The organism is Delftia sp. DT-2 (genome assembly GCF_028401915.1).
GTDB classification, from domain to species: domain Bacteria; phylum Pseudomonadota; class Gammaproteobacteria; order Burkholderiales; family Burkholderiaceae_C; genus Comamonas; species Comamonas tsuruhatensis.
The window spans coordinates 1-23,638 of sequence record NZ_JAQOTI010000005.1 but is presented as its reverse complement, the minus strand read 5'-3'; the positions used below and the strand labels follow the sequence as shown (position 1 = coordinate 23,638).

21 protein-coding genes are annotated in these 23,638 nt (G+C 65.4%); 5 read left to right on the top strand and 16 right to left on the bottom strand.

Translation table 11 applies throughout. The annotated features are described in order from the left end of the window. Positions 1 to 53: 53 nt before the first annotated feature. The 12 genes from PO605_RS09580 to dapC all read right to left on the bottom strand — a co-directional run bounded on the left by PO605_RS09580 (position 54) and on the right by dapC (position 15,228). The gene (locus PO605_RS09580; protein WP_047472629.1) at positions 54 to 1,091 is read right to left on the bottom strand and encodes an amino acid ABC transporter substrate-binding protein; all 1,038 of its coding nucleotides are present in this window, start codon (positions 1,089 to 1,091) and stop codon (positions 54 to 56) included. Further along, on the bottom strand, positions 1,088 to 2,017 hold the full coding sequence (locus PO605_RS09575; protein WP_231574450.1) for a MurR/RpiR family transcriptional regulator: 930 nt from the start codon (positions 2,015 to 2,017) through the stop codon (positions 1,088 to 1,090). The genes PO605_RS09580 and PO605_RS09575 overlap by 4 nt, the downstream gene beginning before the upstream one ends. Positions 2,018 to 2,300: 283 nt before the next feature. Further along, entirely contained in the window at positions 2,301 to 4,373 is a 2,073-nt protein-coding gene (locus PO605_RS09570; RefSeq protein WP_017405039.1) for an ABC-F family ATP-binding cassette domain-containing protein, read from the bottom strand. Positions 4,374 to 4,467: 94 nt separating this feature from the next. Then, positions 4,468 to 5,478, bottom strand: a complete 1,011-nt coding sequence (locus tag PO605_RS09565) for a tripartite tricarboxylate transporter substrate binding protein (protein WP_272206377.1) — start codon at positions 5,476 to 5,478, stop codon at positions 4,468 to 4,470. A gap of 65 nt (positions 5,479 to 5,543) precedes the next feature. After that, on the bottom strand, positions 5,544 to 6,767 hold the full coding sequence (locus PO605_RS09560) for an acyl-CoA dehydrogenase family protein (protein ID WP_012205444.1): 1,224 nt from the start codon (positions 6,765 to 6,767) through the stop codon (positions 5,544 to 5,546). 1 nt (position 6,768) lies between these two features. Then, positions 6,769 to 8,361, bottom strand: a complete 1,593-nt coding sequence (locus PO605_RS09555) for a class I adenylate-forming enzyme family protein (protein ID WP_272206375.1) — start codon at positions 8,359 to 8,361, stop codon at positions 6,769 to 6,771. A gap of 179 nt (positions 8,362 to 8,540) precedes the next feature. Next, a complete protein-coding gene (locus PO605_RS09550) occupies positions 8,541 to 9,548 on the bottom strand; it encodes a LysR family transcriptional regulator (protein ID WP_016453487.1) in 1,008 nt (335 codons plus the stop codon). A gap of 1 nt (position 9,549) precedes the next feature. Then, a complete protein-coding gene (gene prmB, locus PO605_RS09545) occupies positions 9,550 to 10,527 on the bottom strand; it encodes a 50S ribosomal protein L3 N(5)-glutamine methyltransferase (RefSeq protein WP_046238306.1) in 978 nt (325 codons plus the stop codon). A 22-nt stretch (positions 10,528 to 10,549) separates the two neighbouring features. Then, positions 10,550 to 11,710, bottom strand: coding sequence for a succinyl-diaminopimelate desuccinylase (gene dapE, locus PO605_RS09540; RefSeq protein ID WP_034363910.1), 1,161 nt, complete (start codon positions 11,708 to 11,710; stop codon positions 10,550 to 10,552). 86 nt (positions 11,711 to 11,796) lie between these two features. Next, positions 11,797 to 12,966 (bottom strand): PilT/PilU family type 4a pilus ATPase, encoded by a 1,170-nt coding sequence (locus PO605_RS09535; protein WP_016445943.1) that lies wholly within the window; start codon positions 12,964 to 12,966, stop codon positions 11,797 to 11,799. Positions 12,967 to 13,146: 180 nt separating this feature from the next. Then, positions 13,147 to 13,971 carry a 2,3,4,5-tetrahydropyridine-2,6-dicarboxylate N-succinyltransferase gene (gene dapD, locus PO605_RS09530; protein ID WP_012205450.1) on the bottom strand — a complete coding sequence of 275 codons (825 nt, stop codon included), beginning with the start codon at positions 13,969 to 13,971 and terminating at the stop codon, positions 13,147 to 13,149. A 51-nt stretch (positions 13,972 to 14,022) separates the two neighbouring features. Further along, positions 14,023 to 15,228 carry a succinyldiaminopimelate transaminase gene (dapC, locus tag PO605_RS09525; protein ID WP_272206370.1) on the bottom strand — a complete coding sequence of 402 codons (1,206 nt, stop codon included), beginning with the start codon at positions 15,226 to 15,228 and terminating at the stop codon, positions 14,023 to 14,025. Positions 15,229 to 15,416: 188 nt separating this feature from the next. On the opposite strand from dapC, the gene PO605_RS09520 reads away from it, so the two are divergent. Continuing rightward, positions 15,417 to 16,955 carry a methyl-accepting chemotaxis protein gene (locus PO605_RS09520; protein WP_047468292.1) on the top strand — a complete coding sequence of 513 codons (1,539 nt, stop codon included), beginning with the start codon at positions 15,417 to 15,419 and terminating at the stop codon, positions 16,953 to 16,955. A 36-nt stretch (positions 16,956 to 16,991) separates the two neighbouring features. Here the strand turns inward: PO605_RS09520 and rsxB are convergent, their stop codons facing one another. From rsxB to dusA, 3 genes are all read right to left on the bottom strand, one after another. Beyond that, positions 16,992 to 17,708, bottom strand: coding sequence for an electron transport complex subunit RsxB (gene rsxB / locus PO605_RS09515; RefSeq protein ID WP_047468288.1), 717 nt, complete (start codon positions 17,706 to 17,708; stop codon positions 16,992 to 16,994). 23 nt (positions 17,709 to 17,731) lie between these two features. Beyond that, complete coding sequence (locus tag PO605_RS09510) at positions 17,732 to 19,105, bottom strand: polyhydroxyalkanoate depolymerase (protein WP_047468286.1); 1,374 nt, start codon at positions 19,103 to 19,105, stop codon at positions 17,732 to 17,734. A 168-nt stretch (positions 19,106 to 19,273) separates the two neighbouring features. Then, positions 19,274 to 20,251, bottom strand: a complete 978-nt coding sequence (dusA, locus tag PO605_RS09505; protein ID WP_047468283.1) for a tRNA dihydrouridine(20/20a) synthase DusA — start codon at positions 20,249 to 20,251, stop codon at positions 19,274 to 19,276. Here dusA and PO605_RS09500 point away from each other — a divergent pair. From PO605_RS09500 to PO605_RS09485, 4 genes are all read left to right on the top strand, one after another. Continuing rightward, positions 20,241 to 20,471: a hypothetical protein gene (locus tag PO605_RS09500; protein WP_197065089.1), complete on the top strand. Its 231-nt coding sequence runs from the start codon at positions 20,241 to 20,243 to the stop codon at positions 20,469 to 20,471. The two genes, dusA and PO605_RS09500, sit on opposite strands and share 11 nt — an antisense overlap. 305 nt (positions 20,472 to 20,776) lie before the next feature. Next, entirely contained in the window at positions 20,777 to 20,974 is a 198-nt protein-coding gene (locus PO605_RS09495) for a hypothetical protein (RefSeq protein WP_156135960.1), read from the top strand. 97 nt (positions 20,975 to 21,071) lie between these two features. Continuing rightward, positions 21,072 to 22,487, top strand: coding sequence for an HD domain-containing phosphohydrolase (locus tag PO605_RS09490; RefSeq protein WP_272206365.1), 1,416 nt, complete (start codon positions 21,072 to 21,074; stop codon positions 22,485 to 22,487). A gap of 701 nt (positions 22,488 to 23,188) precedes the next feature. Next, on the top strand, positions 23,189 to 23,467 hold the full coding sequence (locus PO605_RS09485; protein WP_016445950.1) for a hypothetical protein: 279 nt from the start codon (positions 23,189 to 23,191) through the stop codon (positions 23,465 to 23,467). Positions 23,468 to 23,530: 63 nt separating this feature from the next. Here PO605_RS09485 and PO605_RS09480 read toward each other — a convergent pair. After that, positions 23,531 to 23,638: IS3 family transposase (locus PO605_RS09480; protein WP_272206511.1), on the bottom strand; the 108-nt coding region annotated here is incomplete at its 5' end.

The window sequence follows — 23,638 nt, the reverse complement described above, 5'->3', positions numbered from 1 at the left end:
TTTCACAGCATCTACAGCGTTCGCGGCATTCATGGCAGGGTGCCCTCGGCGCGTCAGTTCATCGGCGGCGACATCATCAGGCCGCCCTTGGTGAACAGCGCGTTCTTGCCGCGCGGCACGTTCAGGCCCGACCTGGCGCCCAGGTTGCGCTCATAGCTCTCGCCATAGTTGCCCACGGCCTTGACGATGCGCAGCGCCCATTCCTTGTCCAGCCCCAGCTGCTTGCCCAGGTCGTCGCTCTGGCCCAGGAAACGCTTGACCTGAATGCTGTCGGAGCGGGTCTTGAGCTCGTCGGCATTGGCCTGGGTGATGCCCAGTTCCTCGGCCTCGATCATGGCGTTGAGTGTCCAGCGCACGACGGCGAACCATTCGTCGTCACCGCGGCGCACGGCCGGGCCGGCCGGCTCCTTGGAGATGACTTCGGGCAGGATCACGTAGTCGTCGGGGTTGGCCAGTTCCTTGCCGCGCAGCACGGCCAGGGCGCCGAGGTCGCCGGTATACGCCTGGCAGCGCCCGCTGCTGAAGGCCTGCAGGGCGGCTTCGGGGTTGTCGAACACCACCGCCTTGTAGTTGAGCTTGTGGGCGCGAAAGTACTCCGACAGGGTCTTTTCCGTGGTGGATCCGCTGATCACGCAGATGGTGGCGCCAGAGAGCTGCTTGACGCTGTTCAGGCCGGGCTTCTTCCTGGCCATGAAGCCCTGGCCGTCGTGGAAATTGATGCCCGCCCACATCAGGCCCAGGCCGTTGTCGCGCGTGAAGGTCCAGGTGGTGTTGCGTGCCAGCAGATCGATCTCGCCGGACTGCAGCGCCGTGATGCGTGTCTGGCTGCTGGTGGGGATGAATTTCACCTTGGTGGCGTCGCCCAGGGTGGCGGCCGCCACGGCGCGGCACAGATCCACGTCCAGCCCGGACCAGTTGCCGCTGCCGTCGGCCAGTGCAAAGCCTGCGCGCCCCGTGTGCACACCGCAGGCCACGGCGCCGCGCTGCTTGATGCCATCCAGCGTCTTGCCTGCGTGGGCCGGCGCGGCAGCGAGCGTGGCCGCGGCGGCCATCGAGGCGAAAAGAAAGCGGAAACGGGCAGGGGCATTCATGCGGAGTCCTTTGCGGCGGGATGGGGGGCCTGGGGTTGCGGCTTGCTCGCCGCAGGTGAAGCGGGGCTGCTGTCCGGTGTCAGGTAGGGAAGCACCGACTCGGACAGTTCGACCAGGCTGCGCACGGCCTGGGGCGTGGCGCGGATGACCTGGGTGGCCAGCGCTTCGACCATGGCCATGGCCGCCAGCACCGACGATGGGAGCAGAGGGTGGGCGGCAGGGGCCAGCAGCACGTAGTCGGCCTGGCCGGCCAGCGGGCTGGTGGCCTCGTCGGTGATGGCGATGGTCAGGGCGCCCCGCTGGCGCGCATGCGCCGTCAGCTCCACCGCTTCGCGTGAGTAGCGCGGCAGCGAGATCGCGATCAGCACGTCCTGCTCCGTCAGCCCCGTCATGCGCCGGACGGCTTGCTCCGTGCCGCCTGCGCAGGCCACTTCCAGCACCTGTGGCAGATAGGGCTGCAGCGCGTCGGCGCCAAAGGCTGCCACATGGTGGGAGCTGCCAAAGCCCATGAACAGGACGCGCCGCGCGCGGCAGATGCGCTGGGCCAGTTGGTCGAGCAGGCCGGGGTCGCAGGCCTGTGCGGCCGCCTGCAGATTGCGCTGCGTGTGCTCGAAGGCCTGCGCTCCCACGGCGCTTGCGGCAGGCTCGTGCGCCGCGCGCAGCTTGTTCACGGGCTCCAGGGCCTGTTGCAGCTGGCGGCCCAGGTGCAGGCGCAGATCGGCAAAGCCTTCGTAGCCGGCATGTTTGGCGAAGCGGTTGACGGCTGCCAGGGAGCCTCCGCAGGCATTGGCCACTTCCTCGGCGCTCAGCGTGACGGCCAGGACCGGATGCGCGGCCATCCAGCGGCCTACCCGGGCGACGGCGGGCGAGCCATCGACGCTGGCGCGCAGCAGTTCCTGTACGGCGGGGTGGGGGTGGAGTTCCATGAATGAATGAAATTGAATGGTATCTTTCATTCATTATTTTTTAGGAGTGAAATCTTTCATTCAGGGGAAACCCTGAACCGAACGATCCATGCGTTCCGCTGGCTGCGGGGGAGTGCGAGGGCGTGAGGGGAGTGGGGGGGAGGGCGGGGCCTCAGGGCCGCACTTGGGCGGAGCCGAAGTGGAGCGCCGTCTTCACGCGGGACGACGCTTGTGGCAGACGGTCATGGGTGCGAGCAAGGGCCTCGCACCCATGGGGCCGCCTGATTTTCGAGAACGACTGGAATCAGTCGGACATCGCGGCCGACAGCTGCTCGATCTGCTCGCTCAGTTCCAGCCAGCGTTCTTCCAGGCTGTCGATCTCGTCGTTGCAGGCCTTGAGGCTGCGGCCTGCTTCGGCCATCTCGGCGGGCGAGATGGGCTGGCTCAGCAGGCCCTCCAGCCGCGTGCGTTCGGCCTGCAGCTGGGGCAGGCGCTTGTCCAGCTGTTCCAGTTCCTTCTTGAACGGCCGGGTCTTCTCGGCCATCTGCTGGCGGGCCAGGGCGGCCAGGCGCCGTTGCTCGCGCTGGTCTCCGGCGCTGGCGGCCGGCGGCGTGGGCGGGGCAGCGGGAGCCGGTGCCAGCGCAGCAGCCACGGGGGCCTGCACTGCAGGTGCTGCAGCTGCTGCACCTGCTGCGGGCTCCACCTGCGCTGCCGCCTTGCTGGTGGCCGCAGCCGCCTGTTCGGCCTTGCGGGCTTCCTCGCGCAGGCGGCGGGATTCTTCCAGCAGGTAGCGCTGGTAGTCGTCCAGGTCGCCGTCGAAGGGGCCGACCACGCCACGGCCGACCAGCCAGAAGTCCTCGCAGACCGAGCGCAGCAGGGCGCGGTCGTGGCTGACCAGCATGACGGTGCCGTCGAAGTCGTTGATGGCCATGGCCAGGGCCTCGCGCGTGGCCAGGTCCAGGTGGTTGGTGGGCTCGTCCAGCAGCAGCAGGTTGGGGCGCTGCCAGACGATCATGGCCAGCACCAGGCGCGCCTTCTCGCCGCCGCTCATGCTGCCCACGGCCTGCTTGACCATGTCGCCGCTGAAGTTGAACGTACCCAGGTAGCTGCGCAGGTCCTGCTCGCGCGCCTGCGGGCCGGTGGCGCCGGTGTCCCGTGCCAGGCGGATCATGTGCTCCATCGGGTTTTCGCCGGGGCGCAGCACGTCCAGTTCCTGCTGGGCGAAGTAGCCGATGTTCAGGCCCTTGCCTTCGGTCACGGTGCCGGCCAGGGCCTTCATCTCGCGCGCGATGGTCTTGACCAGGGTGGACTTGCCCTGGCCGTTGGCGCCCAGGATGCCGATGCGCTGGCCCGCCAGCACCGAGCGGTTGACGCCGCGCAGGATGGTGGTCGCCTGGCCTTCGTCGTCCAGGTAGCCGAATGCGGCGTCCGTGATCGCCAGCATGGGGTTGGGCAGGTTGGCGGGCGGCTTGAACTCGAAGGTGAAATCGGCGCTGGCCAGCATGGGCGCGACCTTTTCCATGCGCTCGATCTGCTTGACGCGGCTTTGCGCCTGCTTGGCCTTGGAGGCCTTGGCCTTGAAGCGGTCGATGAATTTTTGCAGGTGGGCGATCTTTTCCTGCTGGCGCTCGAACGAAGCCTGCTGCAGCAGCATCTGCTGGGCGCGCAGTTCCTCGAACTTGCTGTAGTTCCCGCCATAGCGCGTGACCTGCGCGTTTTCGATGTGCAGCGTGGTGTTGGTGATGGCGTCCAGGAATTCGCGGTCATGGCTGATCACGACCAGGGTGCCGGGGTAGCGCTTGAGCCAGGCTTCCAGCCAGACCAGGGCGTCCAGGTCCAAGTGGTTGGTGGGCTCGTCCAGCAGCAGCAGGTCGGAGGGGCACATCAGCGCGCGCGCCAGCTGCAGGCGCATGCGCCAGCCGCCCGAGAAGCTGTTGACGGGGTGCTCCAGCTCGGAGACCTTGAAGCCCAGGCCCAGGATCAGGGCCTGTGCGCGCGGCACGGCGTCGTGCGCGCCGGCATCGGCCAGGTCCACGTGGGCGTGGGCAATGGCCATGCCGTCCTCGCTGGCCTCGGCGGCCGCGAGCTGGGCGTTGAGCTCGCTCAAGCGGGTGTCGCCGTCCAGCACGAACTGGGTGGCCGTCTCCGAGGTCTCGGGCATGTTCTGCGCGACCTGGCCCAGGCGCCATTGCGAGGGGATGGAGAACTCTCCGCCGTCCTCGGCCAGGCTGCCGTTGAGCAGGGCGAACAGACTGGACTTGCCGGCGCCATTGCGTCCGACAAGGCCGACTTTTTCACCGGGGTTGATGGAGACGGAGGTGCTGTCCAGCAGCACGCGGGTGCCGCGGCGCAGGGTAATGTTGCGAAGGCTGATCATGAATGGGCAGGATTATCCCAGCGATTGCGCCAGGGCAGGATTGCCGCCCGCCATGCCCGTGCCCGGCCACGGTGCAAAGCCCTGGTACCAGGCCCTAGATCGGCTGTATGCCCACGCGCTGCATCATGGACTGGGTGAACTGGATCTCGCGCTCGAAGCCCTTGGCATAGGCGTCGGCGCTGGTGATGGCGACCTTGCCGCCTTCCTGCTCCAGCGAGGCGATGACCTTGGGCTGCCTGAGCACCTCCTCCAGCGCCGTGCGCAGCCGCTGGACGATGGCATCGGGCGTGGCGGCCGGCACGGACACACCGCCCCAGGACGTGAGGTTGACGTCGGGCACGCCCAGCTCGGCCAGGGTCTGCACCTGGGGCAGCTTGGCGTTGCGCTGGGGGCCGGCAATGGCCAGCGGCACCAGCCTGCCCGCCAGCACCTGGGGATAGGCCACGGAAAACAGCGGGGCGCCGAAGGCCACCTGCTGGCCCAGCACGGCATTGACCAGCTCGGACGCGCCCTTGTAGGGCACATGGTTGACCTGCAGGCCCATGCTGGAGGCCAGCATCTCCACGCCCAGGTGCGATGGCGTGCCCACGCCGCCCGAGGCATAGTCCAGCGCGCCCGGCCTGGCCTTGGCGCGGGCGGCCAGGTCGTCCAGCGTGCGCATGCCGGAGTCGGCATGCACGACGACCAGGATGTCCGAGCGCGACATGCCCAGCACATGGCGGAAGTCCTTGAACACGTCGTAGCCCGGGCTTTTGTACATGCGCATGGCGGCGGCCATGGGCGAGCCCGAGTACAGCAGGGTGTAGCCGTCCGCCGGCGCCTTGGCCACCTGGCGGGCGCCGATGTTGCCGCCCGCGCCGGCGCGGTTGTCTATCACCACGGGCTGGCCCAGCTGGGCCGACAGCGCCTCGGCCACGATGCGCGCGGCCGTGTCGGGGCTGGTGCCGGCCAGGTAGGGCACCACCCATTTGATGGGGCGCGTGGGCCAGGCGCTGTCGTGCGCTGAGGCTGTGGCGGCCCAGGGCAGGCCTGCCGCAAGCGATGCGGCGCCTGCAGCCCGCAGGAATTGGCGGCGGTCCTGGCCGCTGCTGGTGATGTGTGGCATGGCTTTGTCTCCTGGTCTTTTGTCTTTTCTGTTTGCTGGGGGAGTGCTGGGGCTGCCGGCCAGCCTCAGGCGCCGGCCCGCTCCAGCAGCTCCTTGGCGATGGTGTTGCGCTGTATCTCGCTGGTGCCCGTGAGCACGCGGTACATGCGCAGCATGCGGAACAGGAATTCCACGCGCCGGCCCTGGACGATGCCTTCGCCGCCATGGATCTGCACGGCGCGGTCGGCAATGCGGAACGCCGTCTCCGAGCAGAACAGCTTGCTCATCGAGGCCTGGGCGCGCGCGTCGATGCCGGCGTCTATGGCGCGGGCCGTCTGCACCATCAGCGCGCGCGCGGCCATCCATTCGGTGGCCATGTCGGCCAGCATGTGCTGTATGGACTGGAACTGGGCAATGCTGCGGCCGAATTGCTGGCGCCCCAGCGCATAGTCACGCGCATCGCGCAGCGCCACCTGCGCCAGCCCCAGCATGGCCGGGCAGTGCAGCAGGCGGTTGACGGTGATGCGGCCCAGCGCCAGGGCCAGGCCCCGGCCCGGCTCGCCGATCAACTGGGCAGCGGGCACGCGGCAGCCGTCGAGCACGATGTCGCCCGTGCTCGATTGACCGGCCATGGTCTTGTAGCCGCTGACCACCTGCACGCCCGGTGCATGCAGGTCCACGAAGAAGGCGCTGATCTCGCGCTGCGGGCTGCCCTCGGGCGCGGTCGAGGCCATGAGCACGGCGAAGTCGGCAAACGGCGAGCCCGAGATGAAGCGCTTGCGGCCGTGGAGCACGTAATGGTCGCCTTCCAGCACGGCGCGCGTCTCCAGCGCGCCCGCGTCCGAGCCGGCCGCCGCCTCGGTCAGCGCAAAGCAGATGGACTTTTCGGCGCGTGCCACGGGCAGGATGAACTGCTCCATCTGCAAGGGCGTGGCCTTGCGGATCAGCGCGCCTATGCGCGGCGGGCCGCTGAGTTCGCCCAGCACATGGGGCGCGAAGGGCGATCCAGTGGCGTAGATGGCCTCCTTGACCAGCACCTGGTCGAGCACGGACAGGCCGGCGCCGCCCATGGCCTCGGGCAGGGTCATGCCGTAGAAGCCGCGCGCATGCGACAGCTTCCAGACCTGGCGCAGCAGCTCGGTGGAGGCGCTGTTTTCATGGTCCACGCCATGCGCGCGGGCGAGGTCGGCCAGTTCGCCGTGGATGAAGGCGTTGAGCGCGTCGATCAGGCCGGCTGCGCGCTCTGAGCCTTCAAAGGGCATTTCCAGCAGGGCAGCGTTGGCGGCGGGGAGTGTGTCTTTGGCGTTCATCTCAGTTCACCTTGCGGGCGTGGTTGGCCCAGTAGGGCGCCTGCACGGCGCGGCGCATGACCTTGCCGTTGGGGTTCTTGGGCAGCTGCTGCACGAATTCGATGTGGCGCGGGCGCTTGAAGCCGCCCAGGCGCTCGGCGCAAAAGCTGTCCAGCGCGGCACTGTCGCCGGCCAGGCCGGGCTTGAGCACGATGTGGGCGGCCACGGCCTCGCCCCATTTGTCGTCGGGAATGGCGAACACGCAGGCATCGGCCACCGAGGCATGTTCGTAGAGCACGGACTCCACCTCGGACGGATAGACGTTGAAGCCACCGCTGATGACCATGTCCTTCTTGCGGTCCACGATGTAGACAAAGCCCTGCTCGTCCATGCGGGCCAGGTCGCCCGTGTGGTAGCGGCCGTTTTTGAGCACCTCGGCCGTCAGCTCGGGCGCGCGCCAGTAGCCTGCGAAGACATCGGCGCCGCTGACCACGATCTCGCCGATCTCGCCCTCGGGCACGCGGCGGCCTTCGTCGTCCACCACCTCCACCAGGGATTCCAGAAAGGGCCGGCCGCAGGATGCCAGCCGCTCGGGGCGCGATGCGCGCGCCTGCAGGTGGTCCTGCACCGTCAGGCCGCAGACGCCGGAGGTGGTCTCGCCCGCGCCGTAGCCCTGGGACAGGACGGGGCCGAACACGTCCATGGCCTGCAGGATGCGCGCGGGCGCCATGGGCGCTGCGCCGTAGCCCAGGCGTTGCAGGTCGGGCAGCGGGCGGTAGCGGCCGCCGATCTCGGCCAGCAGCATGTTGATCATGGTGGGCACCATGAAGGTATGGGTGACGCGCCGCGCCTGCATCTCGGCCATGAAGGCGCCAGGCTCGAAGCCCGAGAACAGGTGGATGGTGGCGCCCGTGCACAGCGCCGGCACCATCTGCATGCCCGAGGCGTGGGTGACCGGCCCCACCAGTCCCAGCACATGGCCGGCCTGCATGCCCTCGCCGCGCATCAGGAATTTGCGCAGCTGGGCCAGGCGGTTGCCGAAGGTCTGCATGGCGGCCTTGAGCACGCCCGACGAGCCCGAGGTGTAGTGCAGCACGGCCACCTCATGCTCGTGCACGTCCACGGGCTGGAAGCGGTCGCTGGCGCGGGCGAGCAGCGCTTCGTAGTTGCTGTCGGCAGGGCCGTCCAGCAGCAGCAGGCGCACGTCGGCAGACTGCAGGTGCGGCTTGAAGGCCTCGGCGCGCGCGGCCGTGGTCACGATGATGGAAGCATCGCTGTTGGCCGCGATATCGCCTACTTCGCGTGGAGACAGGCGTGCGTTGAAGGGCGCCTTGATGAGCCCGGCCTTGTAGCAGGCGATCTCGATCTCCACGATTTCCACGCAATTGGGCAGGTAGATGCCCACGCGGTCGCCGCGGGCCAGCCCCTGGGCAAGCAGGGCGTTCGCCAGGCGGTTGGAGCGCTGCTCAAGCTCTGCGTAGCTGATGCTGCGTGTGGCGCTGGTCACCGCAGGTTGCTCGGCATGGGCCCTGCAGCTGCGTGCGACGAGTTCGCCGACGTTGGGTATGGGGAGGGAATGGGGGTGGCCTGCGGTGGGCCGGGATGTCTCGTGCATGGCATTCCTTGGCTGAAGCCGCGCGTTTTGCGCGGCGTGCCATGCACTGTTGCAGAAGAGGACCGGGCCGGGAAATACCGATTAGTGATTCAGTTGCATCAGAAAAATTGATGTCCAGACCAACCCTTGCCGTTTTTGCTGATGACCATCGGACTGCCGCACTACGCTGGGCTGCTGCATCACATCTGCTGCGGATGCTGCCAGCGCGCCTGCCAGAGGCCCGCCGTGATCAGTTGCCGGGCCTGGTCCAGCAGTGCCTGCCGGACTACCTGCAGTGCCGGGTCACCGCCGCGGTTGGCCTGCACGGCCAGGAAGTAGCGGCGCAGCAGCGCGGGCGCCGCGACCTGGGCCACGATCCAGCCGGGCTGGAGGCCCGTGGGCGCCGCCTTGGCGCCCTCGCGCAGCCAGGCGGGCGCATCGCTCAGCGAGCAGGCGGGCGTGAAGGTGAAGCCCGCGCCGCAGTGGTAGAGCGAGCGGATGACGCGCGCGGAATCGTGTTCGTGGACGATGTTCAGCCGCAGCTCCCGCGCATCGGCGGCGGCCTCCACGGTCTGGCGGATGGAAAAGCGGCGCGACTGCAGCACCAGCGGCAGCTGGCAGGCATGGGCAAAGTCCATGTGCGGCAGGCCGCCGTCCGGCGCCGGGCGCAGCAGCGGGGCCACGCTGCCATCGACATCCTGGCCGCAGACGTAGATGGATTCCTCTGCCATGGGCTGCACCTGCAGGTCATGCAGGCTGGCCGTGTCCACAAGAATGGCCAAGTCGGCGCGCCGGTCCAGCATGGCCTTTTGCACCATCAGGCTCAGGTCGTCGAGCACGAAGATGCGTATGCGCGGGTGGCTGTGGCGCAGGCTGGCAATCAGGGGGCCTGCCAGCAGGCTGGTCAGCAAAAAGGGCAGGGCGATGGTGACCGAGCCTTCGGGGCCTTGGGGCAGGCGCTGTATGCGCTCGCGCATGGCATCGGCGTCGGACAGCAGGCGGCGGGCGTCCTCGTACAGCTGCGCGCCGGCCGGGGTGGGGGTCACGCCGGCGTGGCTGCGCTCCAGCAGTTGCGCACCCAGCTCGCCTTCCAGCTTCTTGATCTGCGCCGTGAGCGCAGGCTGGGCCACGTACAGCGAGTGCGCGGCGCGCGAGAGGCTGCCAGCCTCCAGCACGGCGATGAAGTAGCGCAGCGCCCGCAGGTCCATCTCAGCCCAGGGGGCGGTATTGCGGGCGCAGGGCCTCGATATCGCCTTCGGTCCAGGCGCGCAGTGCCTCCTGGGTGATCAGCAGCACCTGCTCGTCGCCCGAGCTGGTGTCCAGCCAGAACACGGGCAGGTCGGGGAAGGCGGCTTCGAAGAAGTCCTTTTCATTGCCGATCTCCAGCACGACCACGCCTTCCTTGGCCAGGCGCGAGGGCAGGTCCTGCAGCAGGCGGCGGATGAAGTCCATGCCGTCGGCGCCGCCGGCCAGCGCAAGCTCGGGCTCGGCCTGGTACTCGGCGGGCAGGCGCGACATGCTGTCGGCGTTCACATAGGGCGGGTTGCACAGCACCAGGTCCCAGGGGCCGGGCAGGGCGGCCAGGCCGTCGCTCTCCAGCAGTTGCACGCGCTCGGCGAGTTCATGGCGGTCCACGTTGATGCGCGCCACGGCCAGCGCGTCGGCCGAGATGTCGGCGCCCGTGACCTCGACCTCGGGCCAGGCCATGGCCGCCAGGCAGGCCAGGCTGCCGTTGCCCGTGCACAGGTCCAGCACGCGGCGCGTGCGGTCGGACAGCCAGCCGTCGATGCTGCCGTCGGCCAGCAGTTCGGCAATGAAGCTGCGCGGCACGATGGCGCGCTCGTCCACGTAGAAGGGCACGCCCTGCAGCCAGGCCTCGCGCGTGAGGTAGGCGGCGGGCTTGCGTGTGCGGATGCGCTCGGCGAACAGCTCGGCCACTTCGGCCTGCTGCTCGGCGCTCACCGGCTGGCTGGCCAGGGATTCGGGCGCGCCCGGCGCCAGTTCGCTGTCCAGTGGCAGGCCCAGCTTCCAGAGCGTGAGCCAGGCCGATTCGTCTTCGGCCGTGGCCGTGCCGTGGCCAAAGGCCACGCCGGCCGCCGTGAGCGCTGCGGCGCCCGAGGCCACGAGGTCGGCGATGGTGCTGCCCGAGATGGCGGGAATATTGGCAGGGGTGGGGGCGGATGTCATCGTCGGCTCCTTGGGCGCGCGTTCAGGCGGCCTGCTGGCGCTGCAGCTCCTGGAGCGTGCGGCGGTAAATGTTCTTGAGGGGCTCGATGTCGGCCACCACGATGTGCTCGTCGATCTTGTGGATGCTGGCGTTGGGCGGGCCCACTTCCACGACCTGGCTGCAGATCTGGGCGATGAAGCGGCCGTCGCTGGTGCCGCCCGTGGTGGACAGCTCGGTCTCCAGGCCGGTCTCGGCGCGGATGGCCGCCTGCACGGCATTCACCAGCGTGCCCGGCGTGGTCAGGAAGGGCTGGCCGCCGATGGTCCAGGCCAGCTCGTACTCCAGTCCATGGCGGTCCAGCACGGCGTGCACGCGCTGCTGCAGCGATTCGGCCGTGGACTCGGTGCAGAAACGGAAGTTGAAGTCGATGGTCACATGGCCGGGGATGACGTTGGATGCGCCCGTGCCGCCATGCATGTTGCTGATCTGCCAGCTGGTGGGCGGGAAGAAGGCGTTGCCCTCGTCCCAGCGCGTGGCGGCCAGTTCGGCCAGGGCCGGCAGGGCCTGGTGGATGGGGTTGCGCGCCAGCTGCGGGTAGGCGATGTGGCCCTGGATGCCCTTGACGGTGAGGCGTCCGCTCATGGTGCCCCGGCGGCCGTTCTTGATCATGTCGCCCGTGCGGTCCACGGAGGTGGGCTCGCCCACGATGCACCAGTCCAAGCGCTCGCCGCGCTCGCGCAGCAGCTCGACCACGACCTTGGTGCCGTCCACCGAAGGGCCTTCCTCGTCGCTGGTCAGCAGCAGGGCAATGTCGAAGGAGGGAGTTGGCGTCTCGGCCAGGAACTCCTCCAGTGCCACGACAAAGGCGGCGATGGAGGTCTTCATGTCGCTGGCGCCGCGGCCGTACAGCTTGCCGTCGCGGTGCGTGGGCACGAAGGGCGGGCTGTTCCACTGCTCCAGGGGGCCGGTGGGCACCACGTCGGTATGACCGGCAAAGACCAGCACGGGCCGGTCGGTGCCTGCGCCGGAGCGCCTGGCCCAGAGATTGCGCACGCGAAAGCTGTCTGGGCCGCTATCGATGCGCTCGCAGGCAAAGCCCATGGGCAGCAGGGCATCGGCCAGGAGTTCAAGGCAGCCGGCGTCTTCGGGAGTGACGGAGGGCAGGCTGATCAGCTGCTCGGTCAGTTGCAAGGTGCGGGACATGGTGGGAAGGTCAAAAAAACAAAAAAGTCGGAGGGCTGGCTGGCGCCAGCGTGCTCCGACATTGTGAACGCTGCAGGCCCGGCTGTTCAGTTCGGCTTGACTTCCAGCATGATTTCGGTGAACGAGGGCATGTCGTCCTCGCCGGGCGTGGCCAGTTCGGCGAACTGGCTGGACGGCGCGGCATGGCCGGCCTTGACCACGTCGTTTTCCAGGCGCCACATCAGGTTGGTGGGCGAGTCGGCAAAGGCCAGTCCCTCGGCGCGGTCGATGCGGCCCGAGCGGATCAGCTGGGCCAGCGCCTCTTCAAAGGTCTGCGAGCCTTCGGCCATGGATTTCTCCATGGCCTCCTTGACGCCCGAGAAGTTGCCGCGCTCGATGAGGTCGGCGATCAGCTTGGTGTTGAGCATCACCTCGACGGCCGGCATGCGGCCGCCATCCACGGTGCGCACCAGGCGCTGGGAGATCACGCCCTTGAGCGCTGCCGACAGCTCGCCCAGCATGGTCGGCCGGATTTCCTCGGGGAAGAAGGACAGGATGCGGTTGAGCGCGTGGTAGCTGTTGTTGGCGTGCAGCGTGGCAAGGCACAAATGGCCCGACTGCGCAAAGCCCATGGCCGAGGACATGGTCTCGCGGTCGCGGATCTCGCCGATCAGGATCACGTCGGGCGCCTGGCGCAGCGCATTCTTGAGCGCAACCTGCAGCGATGCCGTGTCGGATCCCACTTCGCGCTGGTTGACGATGGAGCGCTTGTTGCGGAACTGGTATTCGATGGGGTCCTCGATGGTGAGGATGTGGCCCGTGAGCTTTTCATTGCGTGCATCGATCATCGAGGCCAGGGTCGTGCTCTTGCCCGAGCCCGTGGAGCCCACGACCAGCAGCAGGCCGCGCTTTTGCATGATCAGCTCGCCCAGCACGGGCGGCAGGTTCAGCGTGTCCATGGGCGGGATGTGCTGGGCGATGAAGCGGATCACCACGGCGCAGCTGCCGCGCTGGTGCATGGCGCTGACGCGGAAACGCCCCACGCCGCGCAGCGGCACGCCCATGTTGAGCTCGCCCGTCTCGTCCAGCTCCTGCAGGCGCTCGGCCGGCACGATCTCGGCCAGCAGGCTGCGCGGCGCATCGGGCGGCAGCAGCTGGTTGTTGATGGGGACGCATTCGCCGTTGATCTTGATCAGCGCCGGCGCGTTGACCGCCAGGTAGACGTCGGACGCCTGCTTCTCGCCCATCAGGCGCAAAATCCTCTCCATCGTGCCCATGTGTTCCCCCAAATTCGTGTGCTGTCGCTGTTCTTGGATCGTTGTCACGCGCTTTTGACGTGAAACGGGCGTCCGCTGCCTGGTGGCCGGGGACGCCCTAGAGAGTATGCCTTGGTCCATCCCCTGAACAGGGGATGTTTTGGCGCCGCAACCACGCCTTTGGCGCGGTCCGGATGCAGGTCAATCGCGCAGCAGGTCGTTCAGGCTCGTGGTGGAGCGTGTCTTGGCATCGACCTTCTTGACGATGATGGCGGCGTACATGCTGTAGCGGCCGTTGTCCTTGGGCAGGTTGCCCGACACCACCACCGAGCCGGCAGGCACGCGGCCATAGCTGGTCTCGCCGGTCGCACGGTCATAGATGGGAGTGGACTGGCCGATGTACACGCCCATGGAGATCACGGAGTTCTCTTCCACGATCACGCCTTCGACGATTTCGGAACGCGCGCCGATGAAGCAGTTGTCTTCGATGATGGTCGGGTTGGCCTGCAGCGGCTCCAGCACGCCGCCCAGGCCCACGCCGCCGGACAGGTGCACGTTCTTGCCGACCTGGGCGCAGGAGCCCACGGTGGCCCAAGTGTCGACCATGGTGCCTTCGTCCACGTAGGCGCCGATGTTCACGTAGGAGGGCATCAGGATGGCGCCCTTGGCGACGAAGCTGCCACGGCGGGCCACGGCCGGAGGCACGACGCGCACGCCGGTGGCGGCGATCTCGGCCTCGGTCATGCCGGCGAACTTGGTGGGGACCTTGTCGAAGAAGTTCAGGTCGCCGGACTGCATCAGCACGTTGTCCTTGAGGCGGAAGGACAGCAGCACGGCCTTCTTGATCCACTGGTGCACGGTCCACTGGCCCACGCCTTCGCGCGTGGCCACGCGCAGCTGGCCGTTGTTCAGGGCTTCGATCACGTGGTCCACGGCCTCGGTCACTTCCTTGGGGGCGGCAGCGGGGGAGAGGCTGGCACGGTTGTCCCAGGCGGTGTCGATGATGGATTGCAGCTGTTGCGTCATATGGCTTTGGTGATCAAAGGGTTTGTGAGGAAAGGGGAGTGCAGGGCTGTCTCAGCGCTGGCGCGATTCTATGAACTGTGCAATGCGCTGGGCGGCTTCCAGGCATTCTGCGGTCTCGGCCACCAGGGCCATGCGCACGCGCCCGGCGCCGGGGTTGCGGCCATTGGCCTCGCGCGCCAAGTAGCTGCCAGGCAGCACGGTCACGCCGGTGGCGGCATACAACTCGCGTGCAAAGTCGGCGTCGTCCAGGCCCAGCGATTCGGGAATGCCGGCCCACAGGTAGAAGCTTGCGTCGGGCAGGCGCACATCCATCACGCGCGCCAGCACGGGCGTGACCTGATTGAATTTTTCGCGATACAGGCGGCGGTTTTCCTCGACATGGGCCTCGTCGGCCCAGGCCGCCATGCTGGCCGTCTGCACCACGGGGCTCATGGCGCCGCCGTGGTAGGTGCGGTACAGCAAAAAGGCCTTGATCAGGGCCGCATCGCCCGCCACGAAACCGCTGCGCAGGCCAGGCACGTTGCTGCGCTTGGACAGGCTGGTGAACATCAGCAGGTTCTTGTAGTCCGTGCGGCCCAGGCGCTGCGCGGCTTCCAGTCCGCCCAGGGGAGGCGTGCCGTCGAAGTAGATCTCGCTATAGCACTCGTCGCTGGCAATCACGAAGCCATGGCGGTCGGACAGCGCAAACAGCTTTTCCCATTCGGCCAGCGGCATCACCGCGCCCGTGGGGTTGCCGGGAGAGCACACGAAGATCAGCTGGGTCTTTTCCCACACGTCGGCGGGAACGCTGTCCCAGTCCACCGCGAAATTGCGCGCAGCATCGCTGGGGGCGTAGTACGGCTGGGCGCCGGCCAGCAGGGTGGCGCCTTCGTAGATTTGATAGAACGGGTTGGGGCAGATCACGCGCGCGCCGTCCTGGCTGGCGTCCACCACGACCTGGGTGAAGGAGAACAGGGCCTCGCGCGAGCCGTTGACCGGCAGCAACTGGGCGGCGGCGTCCAGCGCAATGCCGTAGCGCTGGCGCGCCCACTGGGCGCAGGCTTCGCGCAGCGCGGGCTCGCCGGCTGTGGCCGGGTACTTGGCTAGGCCGCCCAGGTCGGCGCTCAGCGCCTGTTCGATGAAGGGCGGCGTGGCATGGCGGGGCTCTCCGATGCCAAGGCTGATGGGGCGCACGCCCGCCGGTGGCTGGACCCCGGCGAACAGTTTGCGAAGACGCTCAAACGGGTAGGGCTGGAGTCGGGAGAGCAGGGGATTCATGGGCTCGCATTATGGATTGATGCGCTTTCGGCATGCCGTTGTCACAGGGGACTGCGGGTCTGCACGCTGGCTTTTTTGCATTCTGTTACCTATTCTGGCATGGTCTCGACTGGGGCCATGCCAACTCGTGTGGCGGGGCCTCGCAAACGGTGAATTCCAGATACCAATGACAAGAGAGGCAGACAGCTATGCAGGCAGGCGCTGGCATGGAAAAAGATGGAAGCAGGCATCGTAAGCATACATCCGGCCCAGGTGCCGGCTTCCTCGTATGCACGGTGTGGGCATTGGCGGGACCGGCGCTGGCGTTGGTGGCCGATTCGATGGGCCTGGGGCCCTGGGTTTGGGCAGCCTTGCTGCTGTGGGCCGGGCTGCTGCTGGGCGGCCTGCACAGGCTCTGGTCGCGGGTGATCGGCGAGCGCGAATTGCTGCAGCAGGCCATGCAGGGCATCGCCCAGGGAGACCTGAGCCAGCGCGTGGCCGTGGAGGCTGCGGCCTCCCAGGAGGGCGCAGGCGCCGTCCAGACGCCCAAGGCCTTGCTGGGCGGCATGGTGACCTCGCTGTCTGGCATGGTGGCCGATGTGCGCAGCAATGCGGCCCTGGTGGCGCAGGCCGGGCAACAACTGGTGAACGAGCACCAGGCACTGTCCGATCGCACCGAACTGCAGGCCACCAACCTGGCCCAGACCGTGGTCAGCGTGGAGCAGTTGAGCAGCGCCGTGCAGCACAACGCCGATGTGGTGGGCGTGGTCCATCACCAGGCCAGCGCCGTGCGCGGCGCCGCCGATGAAGGCGTGGTGGCCATGGGCCGCGCCGTGGAGTCGGTGGAGACCATTGAAAGCAGCGCCGGCCGCATGCGCGAGATCATCGGTGTGATCGACGGCATTGCGTTTCAGACCAACATCCTGGCCCTCAACGCTGCCGTGGAAGCGGCGCGTGCGGGCGAGCAGGGCCGCGGCTTTGCCGTGGTGGCCAGCGAGGTGCGCTCCCTGGCCGGCCGCTCGGCCGAGGCGGCGCGCGAGATCCGCCACCTGATCGGCGATGCGCTGGCCCAGGTGGAGCACAGCACCGAACTGATCCGCACGGCCGGACGTGGCATGGAGCGCGTGACCGAAGGCATTCGCCAGGTGGCCGAGCACATGGGAGAGCTGTCGCAGTCCACCGGCAGCCAGAGCACGGGTCTGGCCGAGATCAGCCGCGCCGTTCACCAGATCGACGAGATCACCCAGCACAACGCGCAGATGGTGGGCCACGCGCTGGACCAGGCCCGGGCGCTGCAGCACCGCGCGCAGATGCTGTCAGGGGCGGTGTCGCGCTTTCGGCTGCAGCAGGGCACGGCGGAGGAGGCCGTGGCCCTGGTCGAGTCGGCCCTGGGCCTGGCGCGGCGCGGAGTGGCCACCGAGGCACTGCTGGCCGCTGTGAACGATCCGGCCCAGCCCTTCCATGACCGTGACATGTACGTCTTCGCCCTGGCAGCCGACGGCAGCTACCGTGCCTTTGGCGGCAACCCTGCGCGCGTGGGCGTGCGAGTCCAGGAATTGCCCGGCGTGCGTGGCGAACAGCTGCTGACCGACATCATTGCCCAGGCCGAGCGCGGGCCGGGCTGGGTGGAGTACGACTTCAGAAACCCGGCCACGCAGCAGGTGCAGACCAAGATGTCCTTCGTCTGCAAGCATGGCGGGCTGTACTGGGGATGCGGGGTCTACAAGAGTCTGGCGCTGGCGGCATAGCCTTGGCCTGGAAGGCAGACTGCCGCCTGGCGGGCTTCACTGGCACGCGTTCGGCGATGAACCGCCGCCCGCGCGCTGGGCACGAGCGCGGGCCAGGATGGCGGCGATGGTGGCCTGCTTGCTCTCGGCCACGGGAGGTGCGGGGCAGGGTGCGTGAGGGCTGGCGTCGTCGTCGGCTGCCTGCTCTGCCTGCGCACGAGGCGTCGGTGCCCGGCTTGCACTCAAACGCTCGCGCTCCACTTCACGCTCTCGGCGCAGCACATAGCGCTGGCGCGCATGCTCGGCCTGCTGGGGGCTCCAGGCAGACCAGCCTGTGGCCGGGCCGCTGGCATTGTGCAGTTCGATGCAATCGACCGGACACACGGGAATGCACAGTTCGCATCCCGTGCAGTGGGCTGCGATCACCGTGTGCATGAACTTGTTGGCCCCCAGGATGGCATCCGTGGGGCAGGCCTTGATGCACAGGGTGCAACCGATGCACCAGGCCTCGTCGATCACGGCCACGGTGCGCGGGGCTTCCATGCCGTGCTCGGCGCTCAGCGCAACAACGGGCCGGCCCGTCAATGCGGCCAGCCGCTCCACGCCCGCAGCGCCGCCCGGTGGGCACTGGTTGATGCCAGCCTCGCCCGAGGCCACGGCCTGGGCGTAGCTGGCGCAGTCAGGGTAGCCGCAACGCGTGCACTGTGTCTGCGGCAGCGCCGCGTCTATGCGTGCTGCCAGATCGTCGCGGGCAAGGATTGCGAAGGCGGGCATGGCGTGCCGGGCTTGCTCGGTGCTCAGCCTGCCTGCACCTTGGCACCGCGCTTGCGCGGCTGCTCGGTGGCCGAGGGCGCGTCATCGCTCAGGCTGCTGGTGTGACCTGCCGCGCTGGCGGCCGTGGCGCTTTCGGGCTGGTGGGCACTGATGAACTCGCGCACCTGCGGGTAGACGATCTCTCTCCAGCGCCTGCCGCTGAAAATCCCGTAGTGGCCGGCGCCCGGCACTTCAAGGTGCTTGCGCTGCTCGGCTGCGATGCCCGTGCACAGATCGTGCGCTGCGCGCGTCTGGCCCGAGCCGGAGATGTCGTCCAGCTCGCCTTCGACGGTCAGCAGGGCGCTGCCCTTGATGTCCTGCGGGCGCACCAGTTCAACCTTGTCCTCGGGCGAACGCACTTCCCAGGTGCCATGGACCAGCTTGTAGTCCTGGAACACCGTGGCGATGGTCTCGAGGTAGTAGTCGGCATCCATGTCGAGCACGGCGTTGTACTCGTCATAGAACTTGCGGTGATGCTCGGCGCTGGCGTCGTCACCCTTGATCAGGTCCTTGAAGTAGTCGTAGTGGCTCTTGGCGTGGCGGTCCGGATTCATGGCCACGAAGCCCGAGTACTGCAGGAAGCCCGGGTACACGCGGCGGCCTACGCCCGGATAGCCTTCGGGCACGCGGTAGATCACGTTGTTCTCGAACCACTCGAAGCTGCGGTTCTGCGCCAGGTTGTTCACCGAGGTCGGCGAGCGGCGCGCATCGATGGGGCCGCCCATCATGGTCATGGACAGCGGAGGCGTCTCGCCACGGCTGGCCATCAGCGACACGGCAGCCAGCACCGGCACCGTGGGCTGGCACACGCTGACCACGTGGCACTGGCCGTACTTGCCCTGCAGGTAGCGGATGAACTCCTGCACATAGTTCACGTAGTCGTCGAGGTGGAACTCGCCATCGGCCAGCGGCACCAGGCGGGCGTTCTTCCAGTCGGTGATGTAGACCTTATGGTCGCCCAGCATGCTTTGCACCGTATCGCGCAGCAGCGTGGCGTAGTGGCCCGACAGCGGCGCCACGATCAGCACCACGGGCTGGCTCAGCATGGTCTGCAGCGTATCGGTGTCGTCGGAGAAGCGCTTGAAGCGGCGCAGCTCGCAAAACGGCTTGTCCACTTCGACGCGCTCGCGGATGGTCACGTCAACGCCGCCCACATCCACACTGTGCAGGTTGAATTCGGGCTTCTCGTAATCCTTGCCAAGGCGGTAGAACAGATCGAACCCGGCGGCCATGCGCTGGGACATCGGACCTTGGCTCAGCAACGAGTGGGGGTTGCTGTAGAGCTTGGCTGCAGCTTGCGCGAAATCGGCAAAGGGCTCGACCATGGCGCGCTGGATTTCGTAGAGCTGATAGAGCATGGATACAAGGGGTTGTTTGGATATGTTGCAGTGCAATATATCAGCAGCAAGCTAAGAAAATTGGTAGTAAAACCCCTTTGATGCTGTCGCGTAAGTGATAGTTTCTACCGATAGGCCTGGGCGAGCGGCCGCCTCAGCCCTGGCCATCCTGCAATGCAGTCCCCCGCGCTAGGCGGCAAGCGCCGCCTCGGCCGGTTTGGTGCGCGCAAGCCGCATCACCTCTGAAGGCGGCAATTGCTTGAGCTGGTGATTGCTCCACACCTGGCGCCAGCGGCGCGCCCCCGCCAGCCCGTTGCGCAACCCCAACATATGCCGTGCGATGGAGTACCAGTGCGTGCCATGCGTGCGCGCCTCTCGCTCCATGTAGGCCACCATCTGCTCCTCGATGGACTCGCGCGTGTGCTCCATGCTCGCATCGCCGTAGTACAGCGCATCCCACGAGGCCAGCCACCAGGGGTTGTGATAGGCCTCGCGGCCCACCATCACGCCATCGACCTGCTGCAGCAGTTCCTGCACCGTGGCATCTGCCTTGATGCCGCCGTTGATGGCAATGGTCAGTTCCGGAAAATCCTGCTTGAGCCGGGCCACGATCTCGTAGCGCAGCGGCGGGATCTCGCGGTTTTCCTTGGGCGACAGGCCCTTGAGCCAGGCATTACGCGCGTGAACTATGAACACGCGGCAGCCCGCATCCGCCACCGTGCCAACGAAATCGCGCACGAACTCGTAGCTCTCATCCTTGTCGATGCCAATGCGGTGCTTCACCGTGACGGGCACATCCACCACATCCACCATCGCCTTCACGCAATCGGCCACCAGCGGCGCCTCGTTCATCAGGCATGCGCCAAACGCGCCGCGCTGCACCCGCTCGCTGGGGCAGCCGCAGTTCAGATTGATCTCGTCATATCCCCACTGCGCTCCCAACCGCGCAGCCTGCGCCAGATCCGACGGCTCGCTGCCGCCGAGCTGCAACGCCACCGGATGCTCCTCGGCCTCGAACCGCAGATGCCGTGGCACATCACCGTGCAGCAGTGCGCCCGTGGTCACCATCTCGGTATACAGCAGGGTATGGCGGCTCAGCAGTCGGTGCAGGTAGCGGCAGTGCTTGTCAGTCCAGTCCATCATGGGTGCAACGGACATGCGCCACATGCTGGCAGGTGCTTGGTTTTCTACGTTTGTCATTGATCTGATTGGGTTTTTTGCTCTGGCGTCGTTGCCTGGTTCTTCGCCATCCAACCCCGTTTTTGCTGACTTTCTCGCTGGCTTTGCCACATCCTTCACCTGTCGCAAAACAGATGGAACCATCACTTCACGCAAGCGCGCACACGGCTTGCTTGCTCGCTTGCCTGCACCGCACAGATCCGGCTGATGGAGAACGGCACGTTTGTCCACCGCGAAAGCCAGGCCTATCGTCGGAAAGTGCTGGCCAATGGGTGGCTGCGCAGGCGCGAGCACGAGATGGACCGGGAGCACGCTTTTGGCCAGGCGCCAGGCCGTGCACAAGAAAATTTCAGTGGGGGAGCCACTGCGGGATTATGTCAGTGCGGTCAAAAACGTGACTGAGTGGGGCCGTTGCAAAAAGGCCGGCATCGCGCGACTGCAGGCCTCTGGTCGGGCCGACCTCCAGGCCGCCAAGCTCACGGTGCAGGATCTGATGGGCCACACCAAGAAGCGGTGCACGGAGGACGAGGCCGGCCCGCCGCCGTGCTCAATGACATGGTGTGGCTGCGCCAGGTCTTCCTGCATGCTTCGGCCGCGCGCGGCATTGATGCGCCGCTGCAGGTGCTGGATCGCGCCAGGCTCAAGCTGCTGCGCACGCGGGTGCCCGCCTACGCGGCAGGGCTTCAAGCGTGGCCGACAAGACTGCCTTGAATCCAAGTGAGAGCTCTCCCTGGAGCAAATTTCATCCATTGCGCGAAACTGGGGTAATGGTAGCTAGATGTAAGTGAGTGGCGAGAAGCGGATAAATTTGATCTTCATTCATTTGGTGTTGGTAAAGAATTTCTATCTGCACATTGCTTTTCGATGGCATATTGACGAGGCCATGCATCGAATAAGACAAATGGAGGCACGCCAAATGAATGTTAGAGAGAGGCAAGAATCATTCGCGCCGCAATCGCGGTTGCAAGCATTGATGGTTGATTGCGAGGTGGAAGATTTTTCAGGGTTGGGCCTGTTGCTCGGTCAGGCTGGATATGATACGCGAATGGCGGCAAGTGCGCCGGAAGCGTTGGCTGAGTTTGCTGGTGGACGAATTGATTTGTTGATATGCAATACGCGTGTAATTGACAAGGATGGTGGGCAGTGGCTGGAAAATCTCGTTGGGCAGTCCCCTGATCTGTTCGTGATTTTTCTTTCGGAATGCAGTCCCGTGGCAATTACGAAAGGCCTTGGTCGGTTGCTGGGCTTGCACCGCCATATAGTCAAACCTTGGAATAGTGAGCAATTTTTGGCTGTCATTGAGCAACTGAATGATCAAAAAATTACACGCTATGAGAATATTCGGCTAGAGCAAAAAAATAGAGCGCTGACGAAGGAGTTGGCAGAACTAAATGCAGCTGTTGAGCTGACTGCCCATGAGCATGACGACGAATTGTTGGAGGCGCATAGGAAACTTAAAAAAAGCTTCGTCGCATCGATCCGAATGTTTTCAAATCTGCTTGAGTGGCGAGGGGGGATACTTGCCGGACATTCAAGACGCGTTGCGGATCTAACCCGCCGAACCGCAAGTATTATGCAGCTAAGTGAAGCAGAGCAGCAGAATGCTTTTGTCGCTGCGCTCATTCATGATATCGCTCATATTACTCTTCCCGATGGGATGTTAAGCAAGCCCGTCCCAAGTTTAAGTCATGAGGAACTGGATAAGTATAGAAACCATAGCAGTTTGGGGGAGCAGCTGCTTCTGTCGATAGATGATGCGCATCTTGTCGCTACTCTAGTCAGGTCTCACCATGAGCGATTCGATGGAGCAGGTTACCCTGATGGCCTAAAGGGGAAGGATATTCCAATAGGTGCTCGCATAATTGCGGTTGCTGATTTTTACGATGACCTGATGGTGGGGCATTTGAGCAGTAAGCCGCTAACTTGCGCAGAGGCAAGAACGCTCATTTCGCATAGTAGAGGAGCACAATTTGATCCAGAGGTGGTGGATGCTTTCTTGCAAATTGTGATTCAGGCGACCCCTGCTACCGACCCGGCTCCAATTAATGTTCCCTGTTCAGAACTGAGGCTAGGGATGATTTTGGCTCAAGACTTCGTATCGAGGGAAGGCTTGATCTTGCTTACAGCAGGTCGAGTTTTGACGCAAGAGTTGATACGCAGAATGCAATTGCGTGTTGATCTTGGTCGAAAGTTTCCAATTCGTGCTGTAGCGACGGCTGTTTGATTGGATTGAGTAATTATTTTGGTCTGGACTTGGTCCAGTTTTTTATGGCCTTCGCTCTCTGGTTGTTTTTGAGAATTTGAGTAGAATTTCTCCATTGGTTGTAATTGCTTGTTTTTCTGATATGTCAGCTATAAGTGAAGGCGGTACTTCTGTTGAATACAGCTTGTTTTTGCTTATTCTATATAAAATCCTCGTTTTTCCGACTATGAATTCATCTCCTTCGATTATTCCTATATACCGGCCATTTTTTTGTATAGGCTTTCCACCATCCGCCTTCGATCATTTTATGCCTCGCTGTGCTGTGATTTATTATTGGCGCCACCATGCCAATTCTTGAGCATGAAATGTTATTATGAAAGCCGCTCGATATTTCAATTGATGCAAAATTTGACAAAGTAATTGATTTTGATAATTTATTATCAAAATCACGCTTGGCAAGAGTAGTATCTGGATATACGTGGAAACACGGATGGTCACTTGGCGTAAATCTCGACGTCGTGCCTACCAAGGCTGCCACCTTCGGCAGGATGAGCAAGGAACACATGCAGGCGCCGCAGTGGGAGCGCATCAAGCGGGATTGCTGGAGCCGGTCCTCGCTGCGCGTCCGTAGGACTCTCGCCACCGGAATCTTGCCCAGGGACCGACAGCCTGCAGCCTGTTGCTGGCACACCATGACAGCTCTGAAGCAACAGGAGTAATGAATGGCGATTTCAGAAAAGATCCAGGACCTGCGCAAGTGGGATGACTCTCGCAAGGGATTCACGGGAGAGCATTGGCTTGTGCTCGGTGCCGGCCTCTTGGCGCTGCGCCATGCCCGGCGCGCGGAAAGTGGCATGGGCCGCCTTGTGAGTGGTGCGCTGGGCACGGCACTGATAGCGCGCGCGGCCACGGGCCGCGACGGTGTATTGGGAACGGCAGGACGATTGGCTGCAAAGCCCACCCTGGCCGAGCGCCTGCTGATCGCCGCGCGCCGCCTGTAGACGCCCGGACAAAGGAAAGGCCCGCAGTTGTGAACTGACCCCAAGAAGTTGGACGGTTGGAAGCTAGCGGCTCAAGGCCTGAGTTCGGTACTGCACCGGGCTCAGGCCTTTTAGTTTGAGCTTGATGCGTTGGTGGTTGTAGTAATGAATGTAGCGGCGCAGGCCGCGCTG